Below are 16,160 nucleotides of genomic sequence, written 5' to 3'. Positions count from 1 at the left end.
GGGCATCAGGCTGAATCTCAGCATGCGGGACGCTAGTATCTCCCTATGAGACAGGATAGCGGCATCGGCGTGCTCGACAAAGCGGTGGGCGTGCTGCACACCGTGGCCGAGTCACCCTGTGGGCTCGCCGAACTCTGCGAACGGACGGGACTGCCACGCGCCACGGCCCACCGACTGGCGGCCGGCCTCGAGGTACACCGGCTACTGGCCAGGGACGCCGAGGGCCGGTGGTGCCTGGGCCCAGCACTCAACGAGCTCGCCGGGAAGGTCGACGACCCACTGCTCGCCGCGAGCGCCGCGGTACTGCCGCGGCTGCGCGAGATCACCGGGGAGAGCGTGCAACTGTATCGACGGGAGGGCATGTCACGCGTCTGCGTGGTGGCGCTCGAACCACCCGCCGGCCTGCGCGACACCGTCCCCGTCGGCACGCGGCTGCCGATGACCGCCGGTTCGGGCGCCAAGGTGCTGCTGGCCTACAGCGACGCCGCCACCCAGCAGGCCGTGCTGCCGACCGCCAAGTTCTCCGACCGCACCCTGGCAGAGGTCCGCAAGCGCGGTTGGGCGCAGAGCGCCGCGGAACGGGAACCGGGCGTGGCCAGTGTGTCGGCACCCGTGCGTGACGCTCGTGGCGCCGTGATCGCCGCGGTGTCGGTATCCGGGCCGATCGACCGGATGGGCCGCCGGCCCGGAGCGCGCTGGGCGGCGGATCTCCTGGCTGCCTCGGAAGCCCTCACCCGGCGCCTCTGAAGCCGGCCGGCCCCAGACATGACGAAGGGCGCCCGTCTCGATGACGGACGCCCTGCATCTCGTACCCCCGATGGGATTCGAACCCACGCTACCGCCGTGAGAGGGCGGCGTCCTAGGCCGCTAGACGACGGGGGCTAGAACTGATTCCGGTTGGACAGCATAGCTCAGTCAACCGGGGCCGACCTAATCGCTACGCAGCTACTGGAATTGGCTGGGGTACCAGGACTCGAACCTAGAATGGCGGTACCAGAAACCGCTGTGTTGCCAATTACACCATACCCCACTGGCCACCCATCACCGCTGGTCATGGGCACCAATTCGGTCAGACACCCGCTGGCGCGAACCATCGTGTGCAATCACTGACCGACGAGCACACTACCAAAGATTTCGGCGCCCGATTTCACCCCTGGGCCGCGGCGTGGTCGCGGCCCCGACGCAATCGGTCCATGCTGCGATCCCGGCCAAGCAGCTCCATCGACTCGAACAGTGGCGGGCTGACCGTCGCGCCCGTCACCGCGACCCGGATCGGACCGAACGCCTTGCGCGGCTTGAGCTCGAGGTTCTCCAGCAGCGCGGTCTTCAGCGCGGCCTCGATGCTCGCCGTGGTCCAATCCGCGTTCGTCTCCAGTGCGGTGATCGCTGCATCGAGCACGGGCACCGCCTCGGCCCGCAGCTCCTTGGCCGCCGACTTCTCGTCGAGGGTGTACGAACCCTCGTCCAAGAACTTGAGCAGCCCCCACGCGTCGCCAAGCACCACGATGCGGGTCTGCACGAGATCGGCAGCCACCGCGAAGCCGGCGTCGTCCAGACCGGTGTCGTGACCACGGGCCGTGAAGTAGTCCCGCAGCCGGGCGGTGAACTCCGCCGGATCGAGCAGCCTGATGTGCTCGGCGTTGATCGCGTCGGCCTTCTTCTGGTCGAACCGGGCCGGATTGGAGTTGACGTCCTCGACGTCGAAGGCCGCCACCATCTCGTCGAGACCGAAGAGATCGTGATCGTCGGCGATCCCCCAGCCCAGCAGCGCGAGATAGTTCAGCAGCCCCTCGGGAATGAAGCCCCGGTCGCGGTGCAGGAACAGATTCGACTGCGGATCGCGCTTGCTCAACTTCTTGTTGCCCTCGCCGAGAACGCTTGGCAGATGGGCGAATTCCGGTATTCGCTCGGCGACGCCGATACGCATCAACGCCTGGTACAGCGCGATCTGGCGTGGAGTCGACGGCAGGATGTCTTCACCGCGAAGTACGTGGGTGATCCTCATCAAGGCGTCGTCGACGGGATTGACCAAGGTGTACAAGGGATCCCCGCTACCACGGGTGATCGCGAAGTCGGGAACGACACCAGCGGCAAAGGTCGTCGGCCCCCGCACCAGGTCGTTCCACGTGATGTCCTCGTCGGGCATCCGCAACCGCAAAACGGGTTTGCGCCCGTCTGCGACGAACCGAGCCCGCTCGGCGTCGGTCAGCGTCCGGTCGTAGTTGTCGTAGCCCAGCTTGGGATTGCGGCCCGCCGCGACGTGTCGGGCCTCGACCTCCTCCGGGGTGGAGTAGGCCTCGTAGACCTCGCCCGCGGCGAGGAGCTTGGCCACGACGTCGCGGTAGATCTCGCTGCGTTCGGACTGCCGGTAGGGCGCATGCGGACCGCCGACCTCCGGGCCCTCGTCCCAGTCCAGCCCCAGCCAGCGCAGCGCGTCGAGGATGGCGGCGTAGCTCTCCGCGCTGTCCCTGGCCGAATCGGTGTCCTCGATGCGGAACACGAACGTGCCGCCGGTGTGCCGGGCGTAGGCCCAGTTGAACAGGGCCGTGCGCACCAGCCCGACGTGCGGCGTGCCCGTCGGCGAGGGACAGAACCGAACTCTGATGGCCGGGTTGGTCATGACTTCCCCTTGCGCACAACGGGATTGGACAAGGTGCCAATACCCTCGATGGTGATGCTGACGGTGTCCCCGTCTTCGATGGGGCCGACGCCCTCGGGCGTGCCGGTCAGGATCAGGTCGCCCGGCAGCAAGGTCATCACGGCCGACACCCACTCGACGATGGCGCCGACGTCGTGAATCATCAGCGACGTGTTGCTGCTTTGGCGCACCTGTCCGTTGACCTCGGTACGCAGGTCCAGGTCGTGCGGGTTGACCGTGGTGTCGATCCATGGCCCTACGGGGCAGAACGTGTCGTGCCCCTTGGCGCGCATCCACTGTCCGTCCTTGCGCTGCTGATCCCGAGCCGAGACGTCGTTGGCGATGGTGTAGCCGAGGATGTTCTCCGCGGCCTTGGCGGCGGGCACGTCCTTGCACGGCCTGCCGATCACGACGGCCAGTTCACCCTCGTGGTGGACGGGGTTGGCGTCGGCCGGCAGTTGGATCGGCACGTTGGGGCCGATGATCGCGGTGTTGGGCTTGAGGAAGATCACCGGGTCCTCCGGCGCCTCGCCACCCATCTCGGCGGCGTGAGCCGCGTAGTTCTTGCCCATGCAGACCACCTTGCTCGCCAGGATCGGGGCGAGCAGGCGAACGTCCGCCAGTGGCCACGACCGGCCGGTGAAGGTGGGATTGCCGAACGGATGCTCGGCAATTTCGCGGGCAACGGCATCCGTAGCGGGATCACCTTCGATGCTGACGAAGGCGACCCCATCCGGGCTGGCAATTCGACCAAGGCGCATTTTTCACAGCCTAGGACAACCGCGCTCACCGTCTGCACCGCCGCGACCGCCGAGGCCACGGCTGGACGACTTCTGACAGGCGATGCACGGACATTGCCGACCCGCACGTGCGCTGGCGAGTGCCGCGATCCGCGCAACCCGTCCGGCAGACCGGCATCGCAAACTTCGCCAAAACCCCACGGTATGCACACGGGCAATATTGACGCTACCGATACCCACTAGCAAACAAAGCTAGGTGACTCATGAGTAAGTTGTGAACTCATTCGACCACCTGCTGACCGCGTTAATCTGCTGGAAATACAGCAGCTAGCGGAGCTTTGTTGCGCTCTGAACAGCTATTACCGCTCTTTAGTTGCCATCACGGGACGATCACGGCGCCATTGAAAATGGTGTCGATGAGTTTCTCGAATTCGTACTTACCCATCGGTAAGGTCAGCTAGCTTGCGTTGACGTGGGGGGCTAAGAAAACGAAACCAACGAAGGAAGATCCATGCCAGTGCACGTAGCTGTCCGCTCGTACGTCTCGACCGGCGTCGCGATGATCGGCGCAACCGCGGTCATCGCCGCACCGGTTGCGGTGCCACCGCAAGAGATTCACCTGCCGGCGATCCACGCATCGTCGGCCACCGTTGAGCTTGCGGCGCTGGCGAACCCGATCGCCGAGTGGGTCAACGTCATCCAGAACACGTTCACCAACGTGGCCGCCCTGGGTCAGCAATTCCAGAATGATCCGGCGCCCATCCTGCAGCAGATCCTGAAGAACCAGCTGGCGAACGCCACCACCCTCTCGGACGCATTGACCGGTGCGGCGGGCGGCCTCGTCGGCCAGCTCACCGCGCTGCCGGCTGCCACCCTCACGGCAGCCCAGCAGTTGGCCGCCGGCCAGTTCAGTACGGCTGTCAGCACGCTCTTCCAAGCTGGGATCGGACTGATCTTGGCACCCACCATCTCCCTGCTCTCGCTACCGAACATCGTCACCAACACGGTGCAGAACTTCGCGAACGTGGTCGCCGCGATTCCGAACATCCTGTTGCCCGTTGGCCTCGCCGCCATTTCGCCGTTGGCCGGCGTCGTGTACTCGTTCGGCGACACCGGGCAGGCCGTCATCGACTCGCTGCGCGCCGGGGATCTGGCCGGTGCGGTGAGCGCGCTGGTCAACGCGCCCGCCGCGCTCGCCGACGCGTTCCTCAACGGATACGCGGCCCAGAACACGGTCGGCATCCTCAGCCCCGGTGCGGGATTCGCCGGCGGCCTGGTCGCCGCGCTACTCAACGCCCGCGACACCATCGCCCAGGCGCTTGGCGCGGCCGCCCCAGTGACGGCGACGGCGGACGTGGCGCAGCTGCCGTCGGCCTCGAAGCTCGTCAGCCTGACGGCCGCACCGGCGGTGACGGAGTCCAAGACCAGCACGGGTAGCGCCGCCGCAGGATCGGCGGCCACCACACCGGCCACCGAGACGGCAGCTGATGGCGCGACGGCCGACACCGTCACCGAGCCGGCGACCGAGGCCTCAACCGGGCCTGCGGAATCCGCCACGACCGGCGCCGGGGCGCCGTCGACCGCGACCTCCACCGAGGAGGCGAAGCCCACGTCCCCCGATGCGAGCTCCTCGTTGACCACGCACACGTCGACCGGAAGTACGTCGACCACGCACGCGTCGATCGGCGCTCCGTCGACCGGCGGTACGTCCACCGGCACCGACGGTGCGTCCAGCTCGAAGCCGTCGAGCACGTCGTCGGCCGCCGGCACGTCGTCGGCCGCCGGCACGTCGTCGACGTCTGCGGGCGCGGCGAGCACGTCGACCGATGCCGGCAAGCCGGCGTCGTCGTCGTCGACCGGCGGCGCCGCGAAGTCCGCCGAGTCCAAGAAGGACACGGGCTCGGGCTCCTCGGGTTCCGACGCCGGGTAGTCCCCAACCGGATGCCCCTTCGTCGCCATCCCGTGACGGAGGGGCATTCGGCTACCCGGCTCCAGCTGCGTCATCCCGGATCACGAGATGACGATTCGGCATGGTGAGATGACCGTGCCACCATGGAGGCATGCCCACCTCCACCATCGGCACCGTACGTCGGTGGTCGATGCTGGTGATCGCGCTCTCGACGACGCTGTGCGCCAATGTGTTCATCAACGGGGTGGCCTTCCTCATCCCCACGCTGCACCGCGACCGCGGCCTCGATCTCGCCCAGGCCGGGTTGGTCTCGGCGCTGCCCAGCTTCGGCATGGTGGCGACCCTGATCGCCTGGGGGTACGCGGTCGACAGATTCGGTGAACGAGTGGTGCTGACCGTCGGATCCGCGCTGACCGCGGCGGCCGCGTTCGCCGCCGCGTCGGCGGACTCGCTGGTCGTCGTCGGCGTGTTCCTCTTCCTCGGCGGGATGGCCGCCGCGAGCAGCAATTCGGCCAGTGGCCGGCTCGTCGTGGGGTGGTTCCCGCCGCACCAGCGCGGCCTGGTCATGGGCATCCGGCAGACCGCCCAGCCCCTCGGCGTCGGGCTCGGCGCGCTGGTGATCCCCCAGCTCGCCGAGGCCGGCGGCGTCACCGAAGCGCTGCTGTTCCCCGCGATCGCCTGCGCGGTGGCCGCCGTCGTCAGCGTGGTCGGCGTGCTCGACCCGCCCCGGCCGCCCCGCGCCCAGGCGCCCGCCGACGATCTGGCCAACCCGTACCGCGGCTCCTCGACGCTGTGGCGCATCCACGCCGTCTCGGTGCTGCTAGTGGTCCCGCAGTGCCTGGTGTGGACGTTCACGCTGGTGTGGCTGATGACCGACCGCGGCTGGTCGGCCGCATCCGCCGGCGCGGTGGTCACCCTCGCCCAACTCCTCGGTGCGGCGGGCCGGATCGCCGCCGGAAGATGGTCGGACAAGACGGGTTCGCGGCTGCACCCGATCCGCACCATCGCCATCGCCGCCGCGCTGGCGATGGGTCTGCTGGCGCTGACCGATCTGCTGCACTCGCCGGTATCGGTCGCCCTGATGGTCGTCGCGTCGGTCGTCACCGTGTCCGACAACGGCTTGGCGTTCACCGCCATCGCCGAGCTGGCCGGGCCGTTCTGGAGCGGACGCGCACTCGGGACGCAGAACACCAGCCAGCTGTTCACCGCCGGCATCGTGCCGCCCGTGTTCGGCGCGCTGATCACCGCCGCGGGCTTCCCCCTGGCCTTCGCGGTGTGCGCGCTGTTTCCCCTGGTGGCGCTGCCGCTGGTGCCGGTCGACGCCGATCCCCTGCGCAACGCCGCGTCGACTCCGTCGTCCTAGACCACGAGATCCACGTTCGGCAGCCGTCCTCTCGCACGTCTGCTGCGAAACGTCGATCTCGGGGTCATGGCGTGGCGCGCCCGGATCGCGGAACCAGCAGCAGGGCCGCCACGAGGAAGCACAGGGCGCCAAGGAACGTGCCCAGGTTGGCCAACGCCTGGTCGGCGATGCCGCCGGAGCGGTAGACGAACGCACCGACGGCGCTGGCGCCGAACGCGATGCAGCCGATCATGTTGACCCACCCCGCGTGCCAGTCGCGCGCCTCCGGAGCCCACGCGCCGATGCTCGCCGACACCGCGAGGACGCCGAGGACGGCGCTGACGAGGAAGGCGAGCGACCCGGTCGCGTCCGGCGCCCACACCAGCCGTCGTTCCGACATGACCGCGTGGGCCCAGACCGCCGCGCCGGTGCTGACGTTGAAGAGCACCGTGCCACCGAATTGCACTGCGGCCGAATACCACTCGAGAGTGCCCTCGGGCCCGGCGCGCACCAGCTGAACCCACGCCGCGCTGGTGAAGAACCAGGACCCGACGAAGCAGAGCACGTTGGACGCGCCGACGCCCGCGGCCGTCGCGAAGCCGGGCACCGTGGCCAGGGCGAACAGTGACGATCCGACGACGAACAGCCAGCACTGATGTCCCAGTGTCACCGTCTGCGGCAGTCGCGCCCGCAGACTGGCGAGGTCTGGTCCCGACATGACGGGAACCGTACATCGAGCCGTCGGACTCGCGCGGCAACTCCCGGAATGCGGACTTCGGTCACGACTTCTTGGGCAGCCCAGGTGGATTGATCTCCGATCGCGGCACCGCCTCGTTCCCCAGACCCCACCGATCGAGGACCTTGCGATAGGTGCCGTCCTCGATCGCATGGTTGAGGGCCTGGTTGATCGCCTGGATCAATCCGTCGTCCTTCTTGGTCAGGACGGCGATCTCGCCCTGCAGCGCGTCACCGGCACCGGAGTAGGTGGCCAGGATCTTGGTCTCCTTGGCGGTGGCCGAGTGGTAGACCGCCGACGGGTTGGGGCCCAGGTACCCGTCGATTCGCTTGGACGCCAACGCCAGGTAGTAGTCGGCGGCGTTCTGGTAGTAGACGATCTCGGCGGGCTTGAGACCGTCTCGGACGTTCTGCGCGTTCCAGGCGACCAGCAACTCCTCCTGATTGGTGCCGGACCCGACACCGATCCGCTTGCCCGCGATGTCCTTGCGATCGTGGTAGACCCAGGTCGAATCGACGGGCGCCTCGAGCGCCAGGTTGTCCAGGCGGTAGGTCGCGAAGTCGTACTTCTCCTTGCGCTCCTCGGTGACCGTGACGTTGGAGATGAAGGCGTCGGCCTGACCGGCGTCGATCCTGACGAAGTTCTGCGCCCAGTCGGCGTTGGAGTCGTCCACCGTCAGCCCGAGGACGTCGCCGATGAGGTGGGCGATGTCCACCTCGCTGCCGACGACGGTCTTGTTGTCGGTGGCGTAGAAGTCCAGCGGCGGCGTCGAACCCACGTTGCTGGTCACCCGCAGCGTCCCGCGATCGCGGATCGTCTGGGGCACCAGCGCGGCGATCGCATCGACCTTCGCCGCGCGGATGCGCCCGCTCTGTTCGGGCGACAGATCGAAGGTCTGGCCGTCGCCGGCGGTCACGGTGTTGCCAACGGTCGGCTCGCTGCACGACGTGAGGAGCAGCGCAACGGCGCCCGCGGTGGCGAGGATGGACGTGGCGACGCGAAGTTGTATCACAGGTGCTCTTTCGTTGGTGCGTTCCCGATGTCAGAGAACGTGGGCCAGGAACTCCCTGGTCCTGTCGTGTGCCGTCTGGTCGAAGACGGCGGTGGGTGAACCCTGTTCGACGATGACTCCCGCATCCATGAAGACGACCGTGTCGGCGACCTCGCGGGCGAATCCCACCTCGTGGGTGACGATGACGAGCGTGGCCCCGTCGGCGGCCAGTTGGCGGATCACCTCGAGGACCTCGCCGACCAGCTCCGGGTCGAGCGCCGAGGTGGGTTCGTCGAACAGGATCACCTTGGGCCGCAACGCCAATGCGCGGGCGATGGCGACGCGCTGCTGCTGGCCGCCGGAGAGCCGGCGGGGATGGTCGTCGGCCTTGTCGGCGACGCCGACCCGTTCGAGCAGCTCGAGCGCCTCGGCTTCGACCTCGCGCCGGTTGCGTCCCTGCGCGGACACCGGGGCCTCGACGACGTTCTCGAGGACGGTGAGATGGGGAAAGAGGTTGAAGTTTTGGAAGACGAAGCCGATCTGGGAGCGCTGGCGCAGGATCTCGCGGGGTTTGAGCTCGTGCAGCTTGCGTCCCTTGAGCCGGTAGCCGACGAGTTCACCGTCGACTCTCACCAGGCCCGCGTCGACCTTCTCGAGGTGGTTGAGCACCCGCAGCAGCGTCGACTTCCCCGATCCGGACGGGCCGAGGATCGTGGTGACCTCACCGGGGCGGACCACGAGGTCGATGCCCCTGAGCACCTTCAACGATCCGTAGGACTTGTGCACGCCTCTGGCTTCGACGGCGTACTCGGAGTGTCGGATCGCCGAGGTGATCGCGGTCATCGGCTCGCCCCCCGCGGTGAGAGTGGCAGTGCGGCAAGCGTCGTGCGAATCCGCTGGATGGGTGTCGGAGGTACCGTGCGCAACGCGCCCTTGGCGTAGTGGCGCTCGACGTAGAACTGCACGACCGACAGCAGCGAGGTCAGGACGATGTACCAGACGGTGGCCACCATGAGCATCGGTACCACCCGCCCACTGCGGCCGTAGATCACCTGGACCTGATAGAACAGCTCGGCGATCGCCATCACCGATACGATGGACGTGCCCTTGAACAGCGAGATCACCTCGTTGGCCGCGTTGGGCAGGATGCCCCGCATCGCCTGCGGCAGGATGATCCTGAAGAATTCGCGGCGCCTCGGAATGCCAAGTGCTGCAGCAGCTTCCAGCTGACCCTGATCCACGGAGATGATCCCGGCGCGGACGATCTCGGCCGAGTAGGCGGCCTGGTGCAGGGCGAGTCCGATGATGGCCGCCATCGAACCGCTGATGACGCCGTTCACGTCGAAGCTGAAGAACGCGGGTCCGAAGGGGATGCCAACGGCCAGCGTTTGGTACAGGTAGGCGATGTTGAACCAGAACAGCAGTTGGACGATCAGCGGGATGGACCGGAAGGCCCAGACGTAGAACCACGAAATGATTTGCAGAACTGGATTGTTCGACAATCGCGCCGCGGCCAGCGCGATGCCGAGCGCGAATCCGATCAGCGTGCCCCAGAAGGTGAGTTGGATGGTCAGCCAGAGGGCGGCCATGACCGACTTGGCGGTGACGTACTGGGCGAACGTGGCCCAGTCCCACCCGGGGTTGGTCGCGAGGCCGTGCACGAATTGCGCGACGAGCACCAGCGCCACGATGCTGATCACCCACCGCCAGGGGTGCCAGGTGCGCGCGACGGTCAGTTCGTCGACCGGGACGTCGTCGTCGACGGTCGCCCCCGGAACCGACGACGCGGCTGTGGTCGACGCGGTCATTCGCCCCTCTCCGCTGCGCCCGGCGTGCGGACCAGCGTGAGCACCGAGCGCTTTCGGAGCCGAAACCCCAACGAGCGGTAGAGCCTGATCGCCGAGACGTTGTCGGCGCGCGCGTGCAGGAAGGGGATCTCGCCCCTGGCCCGGATCCCGGCGCCGACCGCCCGCACCAGGCGGGTGCTCAGGCCGCGCCTGCGGTAGCGCGGGTCGGTACACACCGCGCTGATCTCGGTCCACCCGGCGGGGTGCATCCGCTCACCGGCCATCGCCACCAGAGCACCGCGGTCCAGGAACCCGAGGTAGGTGCCCATCTCGATGGTGCGGGCCCGGAACGGTCCCGGCTTGGTCCGCTCGACCAGGTCGGTCATCCGTGGCACGTCGTCGGCGTCGAGGACCACCACGTCGGGGTCGGCCGCCACCTCGAACCCCGATCCCTCGAGCTGGACCGAACCCATCTCACCGCGATGCTCCCAGCCGGCGGGCGGATCGTGGCGGCCGCGTAGCGACACCTCCGTCGAGGGACCCACCAGCGCGGCGAGATCGGACCAGTCCTGCCCGTCCAGTTCGTTGGGATGGCCCACGAAGCCCGCGACGGCCGTGTCGTAACGGGCGATCCGCCCGGACCAGACGGCGAACGTCGCGTGCACCCCGCGCAAGGACGACCGGATCGGGTCGTCCAGCGGATGGATCGCCGAATCGCCGGGTAGGCGAACGGTTTCCGTCGTCAATCGATACTCCTCGCGTCGCTGGACACGACGTTAGGAGCGGTGACCGCCGCCAACCATCCTTTGGATCAGCCTGAGTGTCTGGCCGAGGGCGGCCTGCGGCCCGGGGTCAGAGCAGCCCGACGATGCGGTCACCGATCTGCGACGTCGACGGCGTCTCGTCACCCAGCGTCGCGAGGTGCTGCTCGACGGCCCGGTCGACCCGCGCCGCGGCGGCGTCGTCGCCGACGTGAGCCAGCAGCAGCGCAACCGACATCACGGCCGCGGTGGGATCGGCGATCCCCTTGCCTGCGATGTCCGGCGCGCTGCCGTGCACCGGCTCGAACATCGACGGGTTGGTCCGCGTCGCGTCGATGTTGCCGCTGGCCGCCAGGCCGATGCCGCCGGACACCGCCGCCGCCAGATCGGTGATGATGTCACCGAACAGGTTGTCGGTGACGATGACGTCGAACCGACCCGGGTCGGTGACCATGTGGATCGTGGCCGCGTCGATGTGCTGATAGGCCACCTCGACGTCGGGGAACTCGGCCCCGACCTCGGCGACGATGCGCGACCACAGCGTGCCCGCGAACGTCAGCACGTTGGTCTTGTGCACCAGCGTCAGGTGCTTGCGGCGCTTGGCTGCCCGCGCGAACGCGTCGCGCACCACGCGTTCGACGCCGAACGCGGTGTTGAGGCTGACCTCGGTGGCCACCTCGTGCGGCGTGCCGGCGCGGATGGCGCCGCCGGTGCCGGTGTAGGGCCCCTCGGTGCCCTCGCGGACGACGACGAAGTCGATGTCGACGTCACCGAGCGGGCTGGTGACGCCGGGGTACAGCTTCGACGGCCGGAGGTTGACGTGGTGGTCGAGCTCGAAGCGCATGCGCAGCAGCAGACCCCGCTCGAGCACGCCGCTGGGCACCGACGGATCACCGATCGCGCCGAGCAGGATGGCGTCGTGCGTGCGCAGCTCGTCGACCAGACCGTCGGGCATCACCTCGCCCGTCGCGTGGTAGCGCCGCGCGCCCACGTCGTAAGTGGTCTTCTCGACACCGGGCTTGACGACGTCGAGCACCTTGATCGCCTCGGCGATGACCTCGGGACCGATGCCGTCGCCGGCGATGACGGCGAGCTTCACGACAGGTCCACCTGTTCCAGCGTCACGGCCGCGACGTCGGCGCCCAGCGTCGCCAGCACGTCCCCGGGCACCAGCCGATCCAGGCGCAGCATGATCGTCGCGCCGTCGCCGTCGGCGTCCTGGCTGAGCTGGGCGGCGAGGATGTTCACCCCCGCACCGCCGAGGCGCGTACCGATCGTGCCGAGTGCTCCCGGCTGGTCGGTGTAGTTGATGATCAGGTTGACGCCCTCGGCGCGCAGGTCGAGGTTGCGCCCGTTGATCTGGACGATCTTCTCCACCTGCTGAGGGCCGGACAGCGTCCCCGCGACGTTGACGGTCGACCCGTCGGCCGCGACGGCGCGCACGTCGACGACGCTGCGGTGGTTGGGGCTCTCCGACGCCGTCGCGATGGACGCCTCGACGCCGCGCTCCGACGCCAGCGACGGGGCGTTGACGAAGGTGACCGGATCCTCGATCACCGCGGAGAACAGTCCGCGCAGCGCCGAGAGCCGCAGTACGTCGACCTCTTCGGAGGCCAGCTCGCCGCGCACCTGCACCGACAGGTTGGTCGGCAGCTCGGCCGAGAGGGCGCCTACCAGCACGCCGAGCTTGCGCACCAGATCGAGCCACGGGGCGACCTCTTCCCCGACGTGCCCACCACCGACGTTGACGGCGTCGGGAACGAACTCGCCGGCCAGTGCCAACTTCACGCTGGCCGCGACGTCGGTGCCAGCCCGGTCCTGCGCCTCGGCGGTGGAGGCCCCCAGGTGCGGCGTGACGACGACCTCGGGCAGCTCGAACAGCGGGCTGTCGGTGCACGGTTCGGTGGAGAACACGTCCAGGCCGGCGCCGCGCACGTGGCCGCTGGTGATGGCGTCGGCGAGCGCCTGCTCGTCGATCAGCCCACCGCGGGCGGCGTTGACGATGATGACACCCGGCTTGGTCTTGGCCAGCGCTTCCTTGCCGATGAGACCGGCGGTCTCCTTGGTCTTGGGCAGGTGCACCGAGATGAAGTCGGCGCGGCCGAGCAGATCGTCGAGCGTCAGCAGCTCGATGCCCAGCTGCGCGGCGCGGGCCTGGGACACGTAGGGGTCGTAGGCCACGATGTGGGCGCCGAACGCCGCCAGCCGCGACGCCACCAACTGCCCGATCCGCCCGAGGCCAACCACCCCGACGGTCTTGTCGAAGATCTCGGTGCCGGAGAACTTCGACCGCTTCCACGTGTGCTCGCGCAGCGTCGCGTCGGCGGCCGGAATCTGGCGGGCCGTGGCCAGCAGCAGGGCCAGCGCGTGCTCGGCGGCACTGTGGATGTTCGACGTGGGGGCGTTGACCACCAGCACGCCGCGAGCGGTCGCCGCGTCGACGTCGACGTTGTCCAGGCCGACGCCGGCCCTGGCGACGATCTTGAGCTTGGGTGCCGCGGCGATCACCTCGGCGTCCACGGTGGTGGCCGAGCGCACCAGGAGCGCATCGGCCTCGGGGACCGCGGCCAGCAGTTTCTCCCGGTCGGGGCCGTCGACCCAGCGCACCTCGACCTGGTCTCCCAGGGCGGCGACGGTCGATTCGGCGAGTTTGTCGGCGATCAAGACAACGGGCAGGCTCACGCGAACAGAGTAGTGGGCTGTAATGGAGGGGCTCCGAAGGGTGGGAGCGAAGCGACCCGGGGAGAGGTACTACGTGGACGTCACCGTCGTCGGCAGTGGACCCAACGGCCTCAGCGCCGCCGTCATCTGCGCCAGGGCCGGCCTGCGGGTGCGCGTCATCGAGGCCCAGCCGACCGCCGGCGGCGGCGCCAGGACGCAGGCCGATCCCGAGTACCCGGGGGTGCTCCACGACATCTGCTCGGCCGTGCACCCGCTGGCCCTGGCGTCGCCGTTCTTCACCCGGTTCGATCTGCGGGCGCGCGGCGTCCAGTTGAACGTTCCCGACATCGCCTACGCCAACCCGCTGCCAGGACGGCCCGCCGCGATCGGCTACACCGACATCGACCGCACCTGCGACGAACTCGAGCACGGCGCGTCCTGGCGGCGGCTGCTTGGCCCGCTGGCCGCCGACTGCGACGGCGTGGTGGGCCTGCTACTCGGCGACAAGCGCTCCATCCCACCGTCGATCCCGGCCGCCGTGCACGTCGCCCCGCGAATCCTGGCCCAGGGCACCCCGCTGTGGCGGACCCTGGTCGGCGAGGACGCTCGCGCATTGTTCAGCGGTGTTGCCGCACATACGATTTCGCAGATGCCCTCGCTGGTGTCCGCTGGCGCGGGGCTGATGTTGAGCACGCTCGCCCACGGGGTGGGCTGGCCGATACCCGTCGGCGGTTCACAGGCCATCCCCGACGCGCTCATCGCCGACTTCCTGTCCCACGGCGGTGAGCTGGTGCTCGACGAGGAGATCACCCGCCCACCCGCGGGGGTCGTGCTCTACGACACCGCACCGACCGCGCTGCTGCGGATCTATGGCGACGCACTCCCGTCTCGCTATGCGAAGTCGTTGCGACGCTATCGGTTCGGCCCGGGTGTCGCGAAGGTCGACTTCGTGCTCTCCGACGAGATCCCATGGAGTGATTCGCGGCTGGCGCTCGCGCCGACGCTGCACCTCGGAGGCACCCGACCGCAGATGGCGCTGGCCGAGCGGGAGATCGCCAGGGGCCGGCTCGCCGACTGGCCGATGGTGCTCGCCGCGCTGCCACATCTCGCCGATCCCGGTCGCATCGATGCCAAGGGGCGCCGCCCGCTGTGGACCTATGCGCACGTGCCCGCCGGCGCGCAGACCGACGTCACCGAGACCGTGACCAAGGTGTTCGAACGCTTCGCGCCGGGCTTCCGGGACGTCGTGGTGGCGGCTCGCAGCGTGCCGGCGTCCCGGCTGGCCGAGCACAACGCGAACCTGGTGGGCGGTGACATCGGCGTTGGCGGCAACAACCTGTTCAGTGCGCTGACCGGGCCGGCCCTTCGGCTGAACCCGTGGTCCACGCCGATCCCCAAGGCCTACCTGTGCTCGTCGGCAGCACCGCCCGGTGGCGGGGTGCACGGCATGGCCGGCTACTACGCCGCTCGCGCCATGCTGCGGCGCGAGTTCGGCATCACGGCGCTGCCGAACCTCGCCCCTAGAAACGAATTCGGCGCGTAGACGATCGCTCTGCGAACGTCTACGCGCCGAATTCGGATGGAGCCTAGGCCGTTTCGGTGATCGGCCGGTCGACCCAGCTCATCAGGTCGCGCAGCTTCTTGCCGGTGACCTCGATCGGGTGCTCGGCGTTCTCCTTGCGCAGCTTCTCCAGTCGCTTGTTGCCGCCCTCGACGTTGGCGACGAGCTCCTTGACGAAGGTGCCGTCCTGGATGTCCTTGAGGATGCCGCGCATGCGCTCCTTGGTGTCGGCGTCGATGACCCGCGGGCCGGACAGGTAGCCACCGAACTCCGCGGTGTCGGACACCGAGTAGTTCATCCGCGCAATGCCACCCTCGTACATCAGGTCGACGATCAGCTTGAGCTCGTGCAGCACCTCGAAGTAGGCCATCTCCGGCGCGTAACCCGCCTCGACCATGACCTCGAAACCGACCTTGACCAATTCCTCGGTGCCACCGCACAACACGGCCTGCTCACCGAAGAGGTCGGTCTCGGTCTCTTCCTTGAACGTCGTCTTGATGACGCCGGCGCGGGCGCCACCGATGGCCTTGGCGTAGGACAGCGCCAGGGCCTGCCCCTCACCGGTGGGGTCCTGGTCGACGGCGATCAGGCAGGGCACGCCCTTGCCGTCGACGAACTGGCGGCGCACCAGGTGGCCGGGTCCCTTGGGGGCGACCATGCCGACGGTGATGTCGTCGGCGGGCTCGATCAGGTCGAAGTGGATGTTCAGGCCGTGCCCGAAGAACAGGGCGTTGCCAGCCACCAGGTTCGGCTCGATGTCGTTCTTGAAGATCTCGGCCTGCGCGGTGTCCGGCGCCAGCAGCATGATCACGTCGGCCCACTTGGCGACCTCGGCGGGAGTGTCGACCTCCAGGCCCTGCTCGGTGACCTTCTCGCGGGACTTGGAGCCCTCCTTGAGGCCGACCTTCACCTCGACGCCGGAGTCGCGCAGCGACAGCGAGTGCGCATGCCCCTGGCTGCCGTACCCGATGACGCCGACCTTGCGTCCCTGGATGATCGACAGGTCTGCGTCGTCGTCGTAGAACATCTCAACT

General features: G+C 68.5%; 14 protein-coding genes and 2 tRNA genes. 4 read left to right on the top strand and 12 right to left on the bottom strand.

Features of this window, described 5'->3' with window-relative positions; translation table 11 throughout:
- The first annotated feature begins 45 nt into the window (after nt 1-45).
- The gene (locus SBI80_RS06055) at nt 46-747 is read left to right on the top strand and encodes an IclR family transcriptional regulator (protein ID WP_318973475.1); all 702 of its coding nucleotides are present in this window, start codon (nt 46-48) and stop codon (nt 745-747) included.
- A gap of 62 nt (nt 748-809) precedes the next feature.
- On the opposite strand, the gene SBI80_RS06050 is transcribed toward SBI80_RS06055, so the two are convergent.
- From SBI80_RS06050 to SBI80_RS06035, 4 genes are all read right to left on the bottom strand, one after another.
- Nucleotides 810-882 (bottom strand) — tRNA-Glu (locus SBI80_RS06050).
- A gap of 73 nt (nt 883-955) precedes the next feature.
- Nucleotides 956-1,030 (bottom strand) — tRNA-Gln (locus SBI80_RS06045).
- Between the two features lie 117 nt (nt 1,031-1,147).
- Nucleotides 1,148-2,620 (bottom strand): glutamate--tRNA ligase, encoded by a 1,473-nt coding sequence (gltX, locus tag SBI80_RS06040; RefSeq protein WP_318973474.1) that lies wholly within the window; start codon nt 2,618-2,620, stop codon nt 1,148-1,150.
- Nucleotides 2,617-3,399 (bottom strand): fumarylacetoacetate hydrolase family protein, encoded by a 783-nt coding sequence (locus SBI80_RS06035; RefSeq protein ID WP_318973473.1) that lies wholly within the window; start codon nt 3,397-3,399, stop codon nt 2,617-2,619. The genes gltX and SBI80_RS06035 overlap by 4 nt, the downstream gene beginning before the upstream one ends.
- 490 nt (nt 3,400-3,889) lie before the next feature.
- On the opposite strand from SBI80_RS06035, the gene SBI80_RS06030 reads away from it, so the two are divergent.
- A complete protein-coding gene (locus SBI80_RS06030; RefSeq protein WP_318973472.1) occupies nt 3,890-5,308 on the top strand; it encodes a hypothetical protein in 1,419 nt (472 codons plus the stop codon).
- 130 nt (nt 5,309-5,438) lie between these two features.
- The gene (locus SBI80_RS06025; protein WP_318973471.1) at nt 5,439-6,650 is read left to right on the top strand and encodes an MFS transporter; all 1,212 of its coding nucleotides are present in this window, start codon (nt 5,439-5,441) and stop codon (nt 6,648-6,650) included.
- Between the two features lie 64 nt (nt 6,651-6,714).
- On the opposite strand, the gene SBI80_RS06020 is transcribed toward SBI80_RS06025, so the two are convergent.
- The 7 genes from SBI80_RS06020 to serA all read right to left on the bottom strand — a co-directional run bounded on the left by SBI80_RS06020 (nt 6,715) and on the right by serA (nt 13,586).
- Nucleotides 6,715-7,347: a hypothetical protein gene (locus SBI80_RS06020; protein ID WP_318973470.1), complete on the bottom strand. Its 633-nt coding sequence runs from the start codon at nt 7,345-7,347 to the stop codon at nt 6,715-6,717.
- 61 nt (nt 7,348-7,408) lie between these two features.
- Nucleotides 7,409-8,377, bottom strand: coding sequence for an ABC transporter substrate-binding protein (locus SBI80_RS06015; RefSeq protein WP_413232636.1), 969 nt, complete (start codon nt 8,375-8,377; stop codon nt 7,409-7,411).
- A 30-nt stretch (nt 8,378-8,407) separates the two neighbouring features.
- The gene (locus SBI80_RS06010) at nt 8,408-9,199 is read right to left on the bottom strand and encodes an amino acid ABC transporter ATP-binding protein (protein ID WP_318973469.1); all 792 of its coding nucleotides are present in this window, start codon (nt 9,197-9,199) and stop codon (nt 8,408-8,410) included.
- Nucleotides 9,196-10,164 carry an amino acid ABC transporter permease gene (locus SBI80_RS06005; RefSeq protein WP_318973468.1) on the bottom strand — a complete coding sequence of 323 codons (969 nt, stop codon included), beginning with the start codon at nt 10,162-10,164 and terminating at the stop codon, nt 9,196-9,198. The genes SBI80_RS06010 and SBI80_RS06005 overlap by 4 nt, the downstream gene beginning before the upstream one ends.
- A complete protein-coding gene (locus SBI80_RS06000; protein ID WP_318973467.1) occupies nt 10,161-10,889 on the bottom strand; it encodes a GNAT family N-acetyltransferase in 729 nt (242 codons plus the stop codon). The genes SBI80_RS06005 and SBI80_RS06000 overlap by 4 nt, the downstream gene beginning before the upstream one ends.
- Nucleotides 10,890-10,995: 106 nt before the next feature.
- The gene (locus tag SBI80_RS05995) at nt 10,996-12,003 is read right to left on the bottom strand and encodes a 3-isopropylmalate dehydrogenase (protein WP_318973466.1); all 1,008 of its coding nucleotides are present in this window, start codon (nt 12,001-12,003) and stop codon (nt 10,996-10,998) included.
- Nucleotides 12,000-13,586: a phosphoglycerate dehydrogenase gene (gene serA, locus SBI80_RS05990; protein WP_318973465.1), complete on the bottom strand. Its 1,587-nt coding sequence runs from the start codon at nt 13,584-13,586 to the stop codon at nt 12,000-12,002. The genes SBI80_RS05995 and serA overlap by 4 nt, the downstream gene beginning before the upstream one ends.
- 73 nt (nt 13,587-13,659) lie before the next feature.
- Between serA and SBI80_RS05985 the strand changes: the two genes are divergently transcribed.
- Entirely contained in the window at nt 13,660-15,108 is a 1,449-nt protein-coding gene (locus SBI80_RS05985; protein ID WP_318973720.1) for a phytoene desaturase family protein, read from the top strand.
- Between the two features lie 43 nt (nt 15,109-15,151).
- Here the strand turns inward: SBI80_RS05985 and ilvC are convergent, their stop codons facing one another.
- Nucleotides 15,152-16,153 (bottom strand): ketol-acid reductoisomerase, encoded by a 1,002-nt coding sequence (gene ilvC, locus SBI80_RS05980; RefSeq protein ID WP_318973719.1) that lies wholly within the window; start codon nt 16,151-16,153, stop codon nt 15,152-15,154.
- Nucleotides 16,154-16,160: the final 7 nt, after the last annotated feature.

This window comes from Mycolicibacterium sichuanense (genome assembly GCF_033741125.1).
Classification (GTDB): domain Bacteria; phylum Actinomycetota; class Actinomycetes; order Mycobacteriales; family Mycobacteriaceae; genus Mycobacterium.
This window is presented reverse-complemented; position numbering and strand designations above follow the sequence as displayed.